This window comes from Enterobacter sp. FUJ80071 (assembly GCF_038739915.1).
Lineage (GTDB): Bacteria > Pseudomonadota > Gammaproteobacteria > Enterobacterales > Enterobacteriaceae > Enterobacter > Enterobacter kobei.
Genome location: NZ_JBBXKH010000001.1, coordinates 2,699,469 through 2,714,325 on the forward strand (window position 1 = coordinate 2,699,469; position 14,857 = coordinate 2,714,325).

General features: G+C 56.8%; 16 protein-coding genes and 1 pseudogene. 5 read left to right on the plus strand and 12 right to left on the minus strand.

Annotation, left to right across the window (positions count from 1 at the left end; all coding sequences use genetic code 11):
* Window positions 1–2: 2 nt before the first annotated feature.
* The 3 genes from AAER43_RS13155 to AAER43_RS13165 are packed head-to-tail and all read right to left on the minus strand — an operon-like array spanning window position 3 to window position 2,929.
* On the minus strand, window positions 3–791 hold the full coding sequence (locus tag AAER43_RS13155; protein WP_014884182.1) for an ABC transporter ATP-binding protein: 789 nt from the start codon (window positions 789–791) through the stop codon (window positions 3–5).
* Window positions 792–800: 9 nt separating this feature from the next.
* Window positions 801–1,679, minus strand: a complete 879-nt coding sequence (gene ntrB / locus AAER43_RS13160; protein WP_045268989.1) for a nitrate ABC transporter permease — start codon at window positions 1,677–1,679, stop codon at window positions 801–803.
* 2 nt (window positions 1,680–1,681) lie between these two features.
* Window positions 1,682–2,929: a CmpA/NrtA family ABC transporter substrate-binding protein gene (locus AAER43_RS13165; RefSeq protein ID WP_023330586.1), complete on the minus strand. Its 1,248-nt coding sequence runs from the start codon at window positions 2,927–2,929 to the stop codon at window positions 1,682–1,684.
* Between AAER43_RS13165 and AAER43_RS13170 the strand changes: the two genes are divergently transcribed.
* Window positions 2,928–3,050, plus strand: coding sequence for a hypothetical protein (locus tag AAER43_RS13170; protein WP_255343926.1), 123 nt, complete (start codon window positions 2,928–2,930; stop codon window positions 3,048–3,050). The genes AAER43_RS13165 and AAER43_RS13170 overlap by 2 nt on opposite strands.
* 106 nt (window positions 3,051–3,156) lie before the next feature.
* Here AAER43_RS13170 and nasR read toward each other — a convergent pair whose 3' ends face one another.
* Window positions 3,157–4,341: a nitrate regulatory protein NasR gene (gene nasR / locus AAER43_RS13175; RefSeq protein ID WP_014884186.1), complete on the minus strand. Its 1,185-nt coding sequence runs from the start codon at window positions 4,339–4,341 to the stop codon at window positions 3,157–3,159.
* Between the two features lie 72 nt (window positions 4,342–4,413).
* On the opposite strand from nasR, the gene AAER43_RS13180 reads away from it, so the two are divergent.
* From AAER43_RS13180 to AAER43_RS13190, 3 genes are all read left to right on the plus strand, one after another.
* Window positions 4,414–4,767: a DsrE/DsrF/TusD sulfur relay family protein gene (locus AAER43_RS13180; protein ID WP_014884187.1), complete on the plus strand. Its 354-nt coding sequence runs from the start codon at window positions 4,414–4,416 to the stop codon at window positions 4,765–4,767.
* A 106-nt stretch (window positions 4,768–4,873) separates the two neighbouring features.
* The gene (locus AAER43_RS13185) at window positions 4,874–6,658 is read left to right on the plus strand and encodes a methyl-accepting chemotaxis protein (RefSeq protein WP_014884188.1); all 1,785 of its coding nucleotides are present in this window, start codon (window positions 4,874–4,876) and stop codon (window positions 6,656–6,658) included.
* 211 nt (window positions 6,659–6,869) lie between these two features.
* Entirely contained in the window at window positions 6,870–7,109 is a 240-nt protein-coding gene (locus tag AAER43_RS13190; protein ID WP_014884189.1) for a DUF1883 domain-containing protein, read from the plus strand.
* Window positions 7,110–7,139: 30 nt separating this feature from the next.
* On the opposite strand, the gene AAER43_RS13195 is transcribed toward AAER43_RS13190, so the two are convergent.
* Both AAER43_RS13195 and chaB read right to left on the minus strand, forming a co-directional pair.
* Window positions 7,140–7,835, minus strand: a complete 696-nt coding sequence (locus AAER43_RS13195) for a gamma-glutamylcyclotransferase (protein ID WP_014884190.1) — start codon at window positions 7,833–7,835, stop codon at window positions 7,140–7,142.
* A 177-nt stretch (window positions 7,836–8,012) separates the two neighbouring features.
* Entirely contained in the window at window positions 8,013–8,243 is a 231-nt protein-coding gene (gene chaB / locus AAER43_RS13200) for a putative cation transport regulator ChaB (RefSeq protein ID WP_057057746.1), read from the minus strand.
* A gap of 269 nt (window positions 8,244–8,512) precedes the next feature.
* On the opposite strand from chaB, the gene chaA reads away from it, so the two are divergent.
* Entirely contained in the window at window positions 8,513–9,613 is a 1,101-nt protein-coding gene (gene chaA, locus AAER43_RS13205) for a sodium-potassium/proton antiporter ChaA (protein WP_014884192.1), read from the plus strand.
* Between the two features lie 115 nt (window positions 9,614–9,728).
* Here chaA and kdsA read toward each other — a convergent pair whose 3' ends face one another.
* The 6 genes and pseudogenes from kdsA to hemA all read right to left on the minus strand — a co-directional run bounded on the left by kdsA (window position 9,729) and on the right by hemA (window position 14,773).
* On the minus strand, window positions 9,729–10,583 hold the full coding sequence (gene kdsA / locus AAER43_RS13210) for a 3-deoxy-8-phosphooctulonate synthase (protein ID WP_014884193.1): 855 nt from the start codon (window positions 10,581–10,583) through the stop codon (window positions 9,729–9,731).
* A 36-nt stretch (window positions 10,584–10,619) separates the two neighbouring features.
* Window positions 10,620–11,429, minus strand: coding sequence for an invasion regulator SirB1 (gene sirB1 / locus AAER43_RS13215; protein WP_008499515.1), 810 nt, complete (start codon window positions 11,427–11,429; stop codon window positions 10,620–10,622).
* A gap of 41 nt (window positions 11,430–11,470) precedes the next feature.
* Window positions 11,471–11,554, minus strand: a pseudogene (locus tag AAER43_RS13220) (siroheme synthase); the annotation flags it as partial.
* A gap of 8 nt (window positions 11,555–11,562) precedes the next feature.
* A complete protein-coding gene (gene prmC, locus AAER43_RS13225; RefSeq protein WP_050862643.1) occupies window positions 11,563–12,393 on the minus strand; it encodes a peptide chain release factor N(5)-glutamine methyltransferase in 831 nt (276 codons plus the stop codon).
* Window positions 12,393–13,475 (minus strand): peptide chain release factor 1, encoded by a 1,083-nt coding sequence (gene prfA / locus AAER43_RS13230; protein ID WP_014884195.1) that lies wholly within the window; start codon window positions 13,473–13,475, stop codon window positions 12,393–12,395. Before prfA ends, prmC begins: the two co-directional genes overlap by 1 nt.
* Window positions 13,476–13,516: 41 nt before the next feature.
* Complete coding sequence (gene hemA / locus AAER43_RS13235) at window positions 13,517–14,773, minus strand: glutamyl-tRNA reductase (RefSeq protein WP_008499512.1); 1,257 nt, start codon at window positions 14,771–14,773, stop codon at window positions 13,517–13,519.
* Between the last annotated feature and the right edge of the window lie 84 nt (window positions 14,774–14,857).

A 14,857-nucleotide genomic window follows, 5' to 3' on the forward strand; every position in this document is an offset into this window, starting at 1 on the left:
CGTTACGCCGCTTTCGGCTGTTTTTCGTAGAGGAAATGGAGGATCTGCTGACGCATGTGGTGGTAGCGGCTGTCGTCCGCCAGCTGAACCCGGTTGCGCGGACGCGGCAGATCAACGCGCAGGATCTCTCCGACGGTCGCCGCCGGGCCGTTGGTCATCATCAGCACGCGATCGGAAAGCAGCACTGCCTCATCTACGTCGTGGGTAATCAGCACGATAGTGGTGTTCAATGCCTGCTGGATCTGCATCACCGAGTCCTGCAGATGGGCTCGCGTCAGCGCATCCAGCGCGCCGAACGGTTCATCCATCAGCAGCACTTTTGGCTTCATCGCCAGCGCGCGGGCGATGCCCACGCGCTGCTTCATGCCGCCGGAGATCTCCCCCGGGCGCTTATGCAAGGCATGCCCCATCTGCACGCGGTCGAGGTTGTGCTCGATCCACGCTTTACGCTCAGACTTGCTCATGGTGTGACGGAACACCTGATCCACCGCCAGGGCGACGTTGTCAAAGCAGGTGAGCCATGGCAGCAGGGAATGGTTCTGAAACACCACCGCGCGCTCGGGGCCCGGCCCGGCAATTTCGCGGTTGTCGCAGATAAGCCCACCTTCCGTCGGCAGCGTAATGCCGGCAATAAGGTTCAGCAGCGTCGATTTGCCGCAGCCGGAGTGGCCGATCAAACTGACGGTTTCGCCCTCGTGAATATCAAACGAAACGTTTTGCAGCGCCAGAAACTCGCCGCTGGCAGTAGAAAAGCGCTGGCTCACGCCCTGGACCTGAATTAATGGTTTCATCTTCGCTCCTTATTTTTCCTGCCAGCTAAAGCGACGGGCAATCAGCATCAGCCCCTGCTCCAGCAGCAACCCGACCACGCCAATAATGACGATGGCGATGAGAATGTTTTCGACGTTGAGGTTGTTCCACTCGTTCCAGATCCAGAAGCCGATGCCTAAGCCTCCGGTGAGCATCTCGGCGGCGACAATCACCAGCCAGGCAATACCGATGGAGAGGCGTACCCCGGTCAGCACCGCAGGCAGCACGGCAGGAAAGAGAATGCGGCGCATGATGGTCCACTCAGAGAGTTGCAGTACCCGGGCGACGTTGAGGTAGTCCTGTGGAATACGGCGCACCCCTTCCGCGGTGTTGATGACCATCGGCCAGATGGAGCAGATAAATATGGTCCAGCTTGATGCTGGCTCCGCTTTCTGGAACAGCAGCAGGCCGATGGGCAGCCAGGCCAGCGGGCTAACCGGCCGCAGGAGGGCAATTAGCGGGTTGAACATGCGCGAGAAAAAGGTGAAACGGCCAATCAGAAAGCCCAGCGGAATCCCCACCAGCGCTGCCAGACCAAAGCCGATGGCGACGCGCTGCAGTGACGCAAGCACGTTCCAGCCTATGCCCATATCGTTTGGCCCGTCGCGATAAAACGGATCGGCGAACAGGGTTATGGCCGAGTCGAGCGTGCTGAGCGGCGTCGGGAAGCCTTTGCTGTTTATCGCCGCCAGTTGCCAGAGCACCACCAGCAGCCCCAGCCCCAGAAACGCCGGAATGACGCGCTGTAAAACATCATTCATTCGACGCGCCAACGCAGGCGTACGACGACGAACCTGTAACGGTGGCAGGACAATCACCTCCCCGCTCTCAGGCTTCTCTTGTGGTTTTGTGTTTTGCAGATGCGGCATAATCAGGCCCCTTTACGGTGAATGGCAAAACGGTTGGCGTACCCTTCCGGATCGGTTCCGTTCCAGACGGTACCGTCCATCAGCGTGCTGCTGCGATACGGTGATGAGGGAGTGGAGAGTCCGCCGACGGCGGTGGCAGCATCCTGCCAGACCGCGGTCTGGTTAATGCGCTGCGCAATACCCACGTAATCCGGCGCGGCTTTAAGCAAGCCCCAGCGGCGGAACTGGGTTAAGAACCACATGCCGTCGGAGAGGTACGGATAACTGACGGCACCCTCGTTGAAGAAACGGATCGGGTGCGCGTCCTGCCAGCGCTGCCCCAGGCCGTTGTCGTATTCCCCGAGCATTCGCCCGGTGAGATACTGTTCTTTGCAGTTGAGCCACGCCCGGCGCGAGAGGATCTGCGCGGTTTCACGTTTGTTTTCCGGGGACGCCTCAATCCAGCGCGCGGCTTCCATCACGGCGCTCACCAGCGCCCGGGCGGTGTGCGGATTTTTCTCCACCCAGTCGCGACGCGTACCGAGAATTTTTTCAGGATGATCTGCCCAGATGGACTGCGACGTGGCAGCGGTGAAGCCAATGCGGTCGTTAATCGCCCTCGCGTTCCACGGCTCACCGACGCAAAAGCCCACCATGTTGCCAATGCGCATGTTCATCACCATCTGCGGCGGCGGCACCACCACCGTGCGCACGTCATCGAAGGGGTTAATGCCTGCGCTCGCCAGCCAGTAGTAAAGCCACATGGCGTGCGTTCCGGTCGGGAAGGTGTGCGCGAAAGTGTAAGTGCCAGGCGCCTGCTGCCCGACCAGCGTTTTCAGCCCGTCAAGATCGCGAACCCCCTTCTCCGCCAGATCGCTGGAGAGCGTAATGGCCTGACCGTTCTGGTTAAGCGTCATCAGGTTTGCCATTTGCTGCGGCTTGCCTGCAATACCCAGTTCAAGCCCGTACAGCAGACCGTAAAGAATGTGCGCGGCGTCCAGCTCCCCCGCCACCAGCTTGTCGCGTACCGCTGCCCAGCTCGCCTCTTTGGTGGGGACGATGGTGATACCGTATTTTTTATCAAAGCCTTTCAGGGCTGCGATAACCACCGGCGCACAGTCGGTCAGCGGGATAAACCCGATACGTACCGTCTCCTGCTCCGGTTTATCCGAGCCTGCCGCCCAGGCAGCCTGCATGACACCCGGTAATAACACTGCGCCACTCGCCAGCATGCTGGCCTGCAAAAACCGCCGTCTCGACAAATCCGCCATGACCACTCCTGAAAAAAAGCCAAAAAAAAGCGCCCACAGTGCCGAAGCACCGCTGGACGCCTTTATCCCGAAGACTGATGCACCGCCGTTGGCGCACCGTCAAAAATGGTTAATTCAATAATGCAAAGTCAATGCCAGGTTTGAACACCCTGTTTCAGGGCCGAAAGCCGGGTTTTGCTCGCCATTACGCACCCCAATCAGGCACAACATGCCCACTGATTGTGCAGCTACTCCTTTGGGGTTATCTGCCACACGCTTTTCACCGTAAGCAGCGCCCGGGCGATATCCACCATGCGCTGATTCTTGTCCATCGCCATTTTGCGCAGCGTTGTCCAGGCCTGCTCCTCACTCATATTCTGGTGGGTCATCAGCACGCTTTTTGCTTTATCAATGGTTTTTCGCTCCTCAAGCGTATCGCGCAGCGACGCAAGCTGACGGGAGAGCTGCTCAATCTCGCGCGCCTGCTGGCGAACCAGAGGCAGCAGGGGTTTATCCGGGTAATGCGCCAGCGGGTCCTCCAGTTCATCTGCAGGATGCAGATAGACCTCGTCACGCTGAATCCGCTCATCCACCGCGACCATCAGATCGGCGATGATTGTCTCCTCCAGCGCGCGCAGATGCTCCAGCCGCGCCGTCTGCAGCGCAAACCACGCCAGCGCGGTATGGCCATTATCCGCGGCAGGCTGGCGGGTACAGGCCACGCGCCGGAGTTGCTCCGTCTCACGGTCGGGCTGGCAGTTGAGGGAGAAAGTGGCCTGAACGTCAGCCTGACTGTGGGAGAGGAAGATCTCAAAGCAGGCTTGCTGCCCGTCAATGCGATCTACCAGTCTCTGGCGGGTAACGTCATCAAAAAAACCCTGCGTGAAGCCTATCGCCCCCAGGGCCCGCTCTTGTCCCGCCAGCTCTTTCCCCTGCATCAGGCTGTAAAGGGCGACAAACCGGCCCGCGATTTGCGGATCGTCAATGCTGTCATTGAGTTGCGGCACGATACTGAGCAGATGGCGAAGCATGCGGGAGTAATGTTCCATGGCCTGCGGGGCCGTCAGGGTTTGTTGACTCACCCCGTCACGCAGCGCGGGAAGTGTGTCCAGCGTATGCAGTGCATTACCGATACGTTCGCAGACGGCGCTCCCCGGGAGGAGGGACTGCTTGCCAAGTATCGTATTCAGCGCAGCAAGATTTTCGTCTACCAGTGCCCGGCTGGCTTTGCATTCAGGCGCGTAGAGCTTACCCTGTGAACAGAGCCAGACGTTGGATGCCCCGCGCTCGCACTGTAGCATATGGACCAGTTGGCTAATGCCGTGCACCAGCACGTTCAGCTCTGCCAGCTTGCTGAGCTGCTCCCGGCGCATCAGCCTCGCGCGCTGAAGCCATTCGGTTGCACCTGGCGAAATGCCAGCCATTAATGTCATGCTTACTCTCCCGGACAGCGAAACTCCGGAGAACTAAGCAATATTCGTGCCTTTATAAGAACAGGAGTCAACATGCAGAAGATTGTGATCGTCGCCAACGGGGCGGCCTACGGCAGCGAATCTCTTTTTAACAGCCTGCGTCTGGCCATTGCGCTACGTGAAAAAGAGAGCGACCTGGCATTACAGATTTTTTTAATGTCGGATGCCGTCACCGCCGGGCTGAAGGGCCAAAAGCCGGCAGAAGGCTATAACATTCAGCAGATGCTGGAGATCCTGACCGCGCAAAATGTGCCGGTGAAACTGTGCAAGACCTGCACCGACGGACGCGGGATTACCACTCTGCCGCTGATAGAGGGCGTAGAAATCGGGACGCTGGTTGAGCTGGCCGAATGGACGCTGACCGCAGATAAAGTATTAACTTTTTAATAATAATCCCTTAAAAATATTATTTTCTTATGGACGCGGTTTCAGCATCAAGTTTACCTGCGGGGTTGCCGATAGGCATGGAAACAACACAGCAGGTATTTCACTTATGTTCAGATCGATTCGCGCACGTATTATCGCCACGACGACAGGTTGCCTTGTCGTCGCCCTTCTTCTCAATACCGTTATTAACTTCCAGGTCACGCGCCAGGATAACCAGCAGTCACAGCGCGATATATTGACCAGTACCAGCGCCAGCCACAACATGGCGATTGCCGACTGGGCCAAAAGCAAAATGACGGTGATTACCTCCGCACAAAGCGTCGCGCTGGCTGACGACCCGGTTCCGGTGTTTAAACAACTGGCGCAGGCGGGGGGATTCACTAACGTCTATGTGGGTTATGCGAGCAAGACGGCGAAGTTTTCTGAACCTGCGGGTGTCCCGGCGGATTATGATCCGACCATTCGTCCCTGGTATCAGCAGGTGGTGAGCACGGACGGCCCGGTAGTGACCGCACCCTATGTTGATGCCGGTACCGGAAAGCTGGTGGTGACGTTTGCTGTACCGGTGAAAGAAAATGGCGTCCTGAAAGCGGTGGTGGCGGGCGATGTCGCCATGGATAGCGTCGTGGCAAACGTGCGCGGCATCCACCCAACACCCGCCAGCAGCGGGCTGCTCCTGAACAGTGACGGTACCGTGATTGCCGCCAACGATCCGGCTTTGACCCTGAAGCCGTTTGCCGAGACGATCAAAGGGATCGACTTTGCGGCGCTGAAGCGCGGTAATCCGGTCGACGGAACCCTGAATGATGTAGACAAAACCTTCATTGCCTCAGCCGTGCCGGGCACAAACTGGCTGCTGGTCGTCGCGCTCGACAACAGCGATGCCACCTCCGGCATGCGTTCCCTGCTGAAAGCGTCGGCGATTTCGCTGGTGATCCTGGCACTCCTGAGCGGCGCCATTGTTCACGTCCTGATTGCCCGTCTGCTGAAGCGCCTGTCTGACATTCGTGATGCGATGCATAACATTGCCAACGGGACCAACGATCTGTCCCAGCGTTTGCCGGACAGCGGCAATGATGAAGTGGCGCAAATTGCGCAGGCCTTTAATGCCTTCAGCGATAAGCTTTCCGTCGTGATGGTACAACTCCGTGACGCCAGCGCGTCGGTGAAAAATGCCGCGCAGGAAATTGCGGCTGGCAACCAGGATCTTTCCGGGCGTACCGAGCAGGCGGCGTCCAGCCTTCGCGAGACCGCCAGTGCGGTGGAGCAGATCACCGCCTCCGTCACGCAATCGAATGAATCGGCAGCGGAAGCGAACGATCAGGCAAGCAAAGCGTCTGCGGCTGCCGCGCGCGGTGGTGAAGTGGTTTCTCAGGCCATCAGCACGATGCAGTCCATCGAAGTGGCGTCCGCAAAAATTGGTGATATCACCAGCGTCATCGACGGTATCGCCTTCCAGACCAACATTCTGGCGCTGAACGCCTCCGTCGAGGCGGCGCGTGCCGGTGAGCAGGGCCGCGGATTTGCCGTGGTGGCAGGGGAAGTGCGTAACCTCGCCAGTCGTAGCGCCCAGGCGGCGAAAGAGATCAAATCCCTGATTGATTCCACCACCGATAGCGTGGCGACTGGTTCGCGCTATGTGCATCTGGCCGGTGAAAGCATGGATGAGATCCGCTCCAGCATCGGCAGCGTCTCCGGCATCATGCGCGAAATCTCCATCGCCACCAGCGAACAGATGAAAGGCATCCATGAGATAAATCACGCTGTGACGCATCTCGACAGAATGGTGCAGCAGAACGCGGAGCTGGTGGTGCAGTCCGCCGCCGCCGCGGGAGCCCTGCAGAGCCAGGCGGGCGACCTTGCTGAAACGGCCGGCCATTTCCGCATTTAATGTTCCCCCGGCGCGCGTTTCGCGGGTAAAACGCGCGCCAGCCTCACTTTTGAGGGATTTTGTCATTTTTGTTTAATCGTTATGCCATTTTTTGATCAAAATCAGCATCCCGACTCTCCCCCTTTGGTGTTATGCAACGAGTGAATTGTGAACAACATCACGCTCGGATATGGCTGCAGGGAGAGCGTTGTTTAAGACTACGGGGTAAAAAATGGCACTGGTAAAAACAAGTTTGAAACTGTTCGGCGGGGATACGGTAGTGGTGCGTTGCTCAGAACGCTGCCGCATACATCTCATGAGTTCAAAAGCGCAAAAGCAATCCCAGACGGATATTCTGACCGTGCAGGATGATAAAGCGTGGCTTACCGTGCCGTATACCGGCACATGGGATGTGCTGATCGACAGCCACAGTCAGTCGCTGGAGCATTCCGTCAGCTACGTGGCAGCATAAGAGTAAACGCCCGTCCAGCCGGGCGTATTATCAGGCAAAACCCGGTCGCAGCGAGCTGTTGACAGGGTTCCCTTCCAGCAGCGCCCTCACCTTTACCACCAGCTCATTCAGACAATCGTCCTTCATGCCGAGGCGGGTCAGCTCCTGATCGAGGGAGAAGAGATACTGCGCGTTGGTGCCCAGCGGCCCGCTGGCGGCGGCAATCAACGGGGCGATGACCTGCGTGCGGGTATCCGCTTCATACAGCGGATGGCGTGGATCCATAATAAACACCAGCGCATTGACGGTACGTCCATCGTCAAGCTCCAGCTTGCACCAGCTCGGCATATAGCAGCCGGTGATCATCTCGCGCTTCCAGAGCAGCGTCAGCTCCTCTTCGAGCGTGGCATCCGGGAGGCGATACGCCACGCCCGTGGTGCGTCCGCCCTCTTTCAGTGCAAGCATGCGACCAGGCTGACACGCACTGCCGCGTCCGGCCGTCAGGCGCAGACAAAATGCGCGGTGCCAGCCAGGCAGCGTTCCCGTTGCCGATTCGACAAATTCCAGAGCCGGGTTCCACATCAGCGAACCGTAGCCAAAAATCCATACCGGGCCATCATCCGGGCGGCAGGCAAGCGTGGCAGCAAGCGACGCCGCACGTTGTTCAGCTGACCAGAGAAGCGATTCCTCAATAGCACCAAATGCCGTCTTACAATCTGCCTTCATTAAGAAATCACGCGTTAACACTTTACACCTCCGCCACTGCATGCTTCCTTGCGACATCTGTAATGCGCCTTCCCGGCATTTTTGTCTGGTCATTTTGCCAGCAGTGAAATAACGATAAGCAATTAGCGGACCAGTTGCAATACAACGGAAGTTCAACCGCCTGAAAAGTCAAAATGAAGGCAGCGAATTATTTCACGGCTATTTCTTTTTATGCCATTTATCATCGTCTCCTTTCTCGTAGTCATGTTTAACTGCGGCCCAGGCGACCTTATGCGCCGTCTCTTCCCGGCTGGCATCATCCCGGCGATCTTCTTTATCTTTGTACTGATCCCAGGCGCTGTTAAACGCTTCCTTGTAGATATCCTGCGCGTGTTCAGGCAGGACATTTTTCACGTTATCAGGTAATTCGCGTTTCGTTTTGTAGGGCATCACTAACCTCTCTTTTCGGTAAAGAGATAAGTGTGGACGACGATATGCCATGGTGCCACCCAACAATAATTAATGAGTAAATCAAAATTATAATTCGTTGTTATTTAATATTTATTTATGAGAGATATGGCATTATAGACTTCAAAGAAGAAAAACATCACAAAGGGTAAAATTAAGTAAAAAATATAAGGTATTTAACAGATTTCTGTTAATTTAATCTCCTTAAAATCTATCTATAATTACAAGCACCTGCATTGATGGAGAAGCACATGACAGCAACACACGAGGCGGTAAAGACCCGCCACAAGGAGACGTCACTCATTTTCCCGGTTCTGGCACTGGCTGTGCTGCTCTTCTGGGGAAGCAGTCAGTCACTGCCAGTGGTGGTTGGTATCAATATTCTTGCCCTGGTCGGTATTTTAACCAGCGCATTTAGCGTCGTTCGCCATGCGGACGTATTAGCCCACCGTCTGGGCGAGCCGTACGGTTCGTTAATTCTGAGTCTTTCCGTTGTTATTCTCGAAGTCAGCCTGATTTCCGCGCTTATGGCGACCGGCGATGCTGCCCCGACGCTGATGCGCGATACCCTCTACTCCATCATTATGATTGTGACAGGCGGCCTGGTGGGCTTCTCGCTGTTACTGGGCGGGCGTAAATTTGCGACCCAGTACATGAACCTGTTTGGTATTAAACAGTACCTGATTGCCCTCTTTCCGCTGGCAATTATCGTGCTGGTCTTCCCGATGGCGCTGCCAGGTGCAAACTTCTCCACCGGTCAGGCGCTGCTGGTCGCGCTGATTTCCGCAGCCATGTACGGCGTTTTCCTGCTGATTCAGACCAAAACGCACCAGAGCCTGTTTGTATACGAACATGAAGATGACGGCGACGACGACGACCCGCACCACGGTAAGCCGTCAGCACACAGCAGTGTGTGGCACACGGTTTGGCTGATCGTGCATCTGATTGCGGTCATTGCGGTCACCAAAATGAATGCCAACCCGCTGGAGACGCTGTTGACCGAGCTGAACGCCCCGGTGGCCTTTACCGGTTTCCTGGTGGCGCTGCTGATCCTGTCCCCTGAAGGACTGGGGGCGCTGAAAGCGGTGTTGAACAATCAGGTGCAGCGTGCAATGAACCTGTTCTTCGGCTCCGTGCTGGCGACCATATCACTCACCGTACCGGTGGTGACCCTGATTGCCTTTATGACGGGGAACGAACTGCAGTTTGCGCTGGGCGCGCCGGAGATGATTGTGATGGTGGCCTCGCTGCTGCTGTGCCAGATCTCCTTCTCCACCGGACGCACCAACGTGCTGAACGGCGCGGCACATATGGCGCTGTTTGTGGCGTACCTGATGACGATATTTGCCTAGCCTCTTTGCCCAGCGGCGCTTCGCTTGCAGTGCCTACAGGTTTTGTAGGCCGGGTAAGCGCAGCGCCACCCGGCAATATGTCCTATAAAAAAACCCGCCGAAGCGGGTTTTTTTATTAGTTGCTGGTATCCAGCTCATCGAAGTTCTTCACCAGATCGTCAATCGCTTTGATCTGCTTCAGGAACGGCTCCAGCTTATCCAGCGGCAGTGCGGACGGACCATCGCATTTCGCGTTAGCCGGATCCGGGTGCGCTTCAATGAACAGACCCGCCAGACCCGTTGCCATACCGGCGCGCGCCAGCTCGGTTACCTGCGCGCGACGACCGCCAGACGCGGCACCAAACGGGTCACGGCACTGCAGGGCGTGAGTCACGTCGAAGATCACCGGAGACTGGTTAGAGACGTTCTTCATCACGCTGAAGCCCAGCATATCCACGACCAGGTTGTCATAACCGAAGTTTGCACCGCGGTCGCACAGGATAACCTTGTCATTGCCGCCTTCGATAAACTTGTCGACAATGTTCCCCATCTGGCCAGGGCTCACGAACTGTGGTTTTTTCACGTTGATGACCGCGCCGGTTTTCGCCATCGCTTCCACCAGGTCCGTCTGACGGGCCAGGAATGCCGGAAGCTGGATCACGTCTACCACGTCCGCTACAGGCTGTGCCTGCCAGGACTCATGCACGTCGGTGATCACTTTCACGCCAAACGTCTGTTTCAGCTCCTGGAAAATCTTCATGCCCTCTTCCAGGCCCGGGCCACGGTAAGAGTGAATGGAGGAGCGGTTGGCTTTGTCAAAAGAGGCCTTAAACACGTACGGGATGCCCAGCTTCTGGGTCACGGTCACGTAGTGCTCGCAGATACGCATGGCGAGATCGCGGGATTCCAGCACGTTCATACCGCCAAACAGCACGAACGGCAGGTCGTTTGCTACCTTGATATCACCAATGCTAACCACTTTTTGTTTCATAGGATCGCCTTATTCAGGTGTGAATCGGAATTAAGATTAATGCAGTGTAATTTGTTTGTGCGAGATCGCGTTGATCTGCGCGCGAATCATTTCGCTAATCGGATCTTCCGGGCACTGCTCAACGAAATAGCTCAGATCGTTCAGCGCAACGTGTTCGCAGTCGAGCTGGGCATAGATAAGCCCGCGGTCGCGAATTTCGTAGGGATCTTCCGGATTAAACTGCAGCAGCACTTCGCTGGCACGCAAGGCCAGCTCCATCTGACGCTCTTCCATCAGCGCTGATTTCAGCGTATCCAGCAGCTTGCGGATCACTTCGGCGTTATCGGCCTCGTCGAGATCTTCGTTAAAGAGCTCGGCGACCGGGCTGATGTTGCCTTTCAGCCAGACGTCCAGCGTATGCTCATCCAGCGTATCGCCGTTAAACGGATTAATGAGCCACATCTCGCCGTCCAGCCACTCCGCCCGCAGGATCATCTGCGTCGGGAAAATGACCGGCACCAGTGGAATATCCAGACGGTGCGCGACCCACAGCAAAATAGAGCCCAGCGCAACGGCGCTGCCCTGACGGTTTTTTAAGACCTGGTCCAGCCATAATGCGTCAGACAGGCGATACACGCCACGCGTGTCGCAGAAACCCCATTCGCCGTAGAAAAGCTCAAGCAGCTTCTCTAATTGCCAGTCCTGCGGGCGCGCCTGATTGATCTCTTCACGCGCCAGGCTGACCAGATTCTCCAGTTCATCGTAAACGTACTGCGACGTAAAATCGTCGCGTATCATCTCCGAAATCAGGATCATGCCATCGCAAAGCGGCACTTTATTAAATTCGAAATCGGCTAAGGACTTCATGACTTACCCCAGTAACGCCCGAACGTACAGCTACCCCCGGGCGCGATAAAACTCAAAACAATGTAGATGATAACGCCAAACCGCCTTTCAGTCAGCCTTACGCCTTTATCAGTAAATGGCAGATAGCCTTGTTTCACGCCCACTGGCCTAGCGTCAACCGTTCATTACCGCCGTAGTCGCGGCAGGTTTCCACTGCGGTATAACCCGCTTGCGTAAACAGCGCACGTACGGCTTCCCCCTGCGTCCAGCCATGTTCCACCAGCAGCCAGCCGCCGGGAAGTAAATGTTGCCGTGACGTTGTCACTATGTGATCAAGATCGGCTAACCCTGCGTTAGCCGCAACCAGCGCCGACAATGGCTCGAAACGAACATCGCCCTGCGCAAGGTGCGGGTCGTGCTCGTCAATATACGGCGGGTTACTGACGATCATCTCGAACGAGCGAGTCTCCAGCGCGCTAAACCAGCTGCTTTGCAGCACGGTCACGTTAGTCAGCCCAAGACGCGCCACGTTACGCTGCGCCAGGGTCACCGCGTCAGGCATCACATCCACTGCCGTCACATCGCAATCCGGACGCTCGCTGGCAAGCGCCAGCGCGATAGCACCCGTTCCTGTTCCGAGATCGAGAATGCGGCTGGCCGCAGCCGGCAAACGCGCCAGCGCCTGCTCCACCAGACATTCGGTATCCGGGCGTGGAATCAGCGTTGCCGCTGAGACATAAAGCGGGAGCGACCAGAACTCACGTTCACCGACAAGATGCGCCACCGGCTCACCGTTTTTACGGCGGGCAAGCAGCGTAGCGAGCTGCGCTTGCTGCTCAGCGGTCAATGGCGTCTCACCGAATGCCAGCAGATACGTACGGGCTTTACCCGTTACATGCTCCAGCAAAATTTCGGCGTCGCGTTTTGGGCTTTCGCTTGCGGAAAGCTCACCGGCGGCCTCACGTAACCAGCGCTGAAAATCCATTATTCCTGCTCGGACAGCGCCGCCAGCTGGTCAGCCTGGTATTCCTGCACGATAGGCTCAATCAGCATATCCAGCTTCCCTTCCATCACCTCGTCCAGACGGTAAAGCGTCAGGTTAATGCGGTGGTCGGTCACGCGGCCCTGCGGGAAGTTGTAGGTACGGTTACGGTCGCTGCGATCGCCGCTGCCCAGCAGGTTACGACGCGTCGATGCTTCCGCCTGCTGGCGTTTCGCCATTTCGGCCGCGTGGATACGCGCGCCCAGCACAGACAAGGCTTTGGCTTTGTTTTTATGCTGCGAACGCTCGTCCTGACACTCCACCACAATACCGGTTGGCAGGTGAGTAATACGGATAGCGGAATCGGTGGTGTTAACGTGCTGGCCGCCCGCACCAGAGGAGCGGAAAGTGTCGATGCGCAGGTCCGCCGGGTTGATGTCCGGCAATTCCGCTTCCGGCAGCTCTGGCATCACCGCCACTGTACAGGCAGAGGTATGAATACGCCCCTGAGATTCCGTAGCAGGCACGCGCTGCACGCGATGACCGCCAGATTCAAACTTCAGACGACCATACACGCCGTCGCCGCTGATCTTGGCGATAACCTCTTTATAGCCACCATGCTCGCCGTCGTTAGCGCTCATGATTTCCACGCGCCAGCGACGCGATTCAGCGTAGCGGCTGTACATGCGGAACAGATCCCCGGCAAACAGCGCCGCTTCATCACCGCCGGTACCGGCGCGGACTTCCACAAACGCGTTACGCTCGTCGTCCGGATCTTTCGGCAGCAGCAGCACCTGAAGCTGTTGCTCCATCTCTTCAGAACGCGCTTTCGCATCCTGTAACTCTTCCTGCGCCATCTCGCGCATTTCAGGATCGTCGAGCATCATCTGCGCGGTTTCGATGTCTTCCTGAACCTGTCGCCAGTCGGTAAAGCATTTAGAAACATCACTTAACTGCGCGTACTCACGCGAGAGTGCGCGAAAACGTTCCTGGTCCGCAATGGTCCCGGCATCCCCGAGCAGCGCCTGGACTTCTTCATGGCGCTCGTGCAGAGCTTCCAGTTTAGCGACGATAGAAGGCTTCATAGGCGTAAGTGCACCTTGTCTTAGAAAATGGGTATAGGGCGCTATTCCAGCCCGAGGCTGTTGCGCAGAATAGTCAGGCGTTCATCATCCCCGTCACGGGCAGCCTGTTGAAGAGATTTGGTTGGTGCATGGATCAGGCGGTTGGTCAGTTTCCACGCCAGATCCTGCATAATAGCCTGTGCGTCGCCGCCCTGTTCAAGGGCCGCTAACGCTTTGGCAGTCAGGTCATCACGCACCTGCTCCGCCTGCCCGCGATACTCGCGGATGGTCTCGCTGACGCTTTGCGCGCGCAGCCAGGCCATAAACTCGCTGGTTTCCTGCTCAACAATGGTTTCCGCCTGTACCGCCGCCGCTTTACGCTGAGCGAGGTTGTGCGAAATGATGCTTTGCAGGTCGTCAACGCTGTAAAGATAGGCGTTCGCCAGTTTACCGACTTCCGGTTCAACATCACGCGGGACGGCGATATCCACCAGCAGCATCGGCTGATTTCGACGCGACTTCAGCGCGCGCTCCACCATCCCTTTACCGATGATTGGCAGGGGGCTGGCGGTAGAACTGATAATAATGTCCGCCTCTTTCAGACGTTCATCGATGTCGCTCAGCGCAACCACTTCTGCGCCCACCTCATCCGCCAAAACCTGCGCACGTTCGCGGGTGCGGTTCGCGATAATCATCTTTTTCACTTTATGCTCGCGCAGATGGCGCGCCACAAGTTCGATGGTTTCGCCCGCGCCCACCAGCATCACGGTGACGGTGGAAAGGGACTCAAAGATTTGACGTGCAAGGGTGCAGGCTGCGAAAGCAACAGAAACCGCACTGGCACCAATGTCGGTTTCGGTTCGCACACGCTTCGCCACGGAGAACGACTTCTGGAACATACGCTCCAGTTCACTGGCCTTCAAATGCCCTTTTTGCGAATCCGCAAAGGCTTTTTTCACCTGACCGAGAATCTGCGGCTCGCCCAGCACCAGTGAATCCAGACCGCTGGCGACGCGCATCAGATGGCTTACCGCATCATTGTCCTGATGCCAGTACAGGCTATTACGCAGCTCGTCTTCGTTGAGATTGTGGTAGTCACATAACCAGCGGATCAGCGCTTCATGCAGGTTATCCTGCTCTTCCACGCTTAAATACAGCTCGGTACGGTTGCACGTCGAGAGCACCACGCCCCCTTGCACCATCGGTTGGGCAAGCAGGCTGTCCAGCGCCAGGTCAAGCGTATCCGGCGAAAACGTAACGCGTTCTCGCAGCGAAACCGGGGCCGTTTTGTGGTTAATACCGAGTGCTAATAGGGTCATGTTGAGCGGGAGTAGTACCAGCGTTAATAAGGTTAGCAGGACGCATCATACAGGATGCGCGAGATCAATAAAAGAGACCGCCTC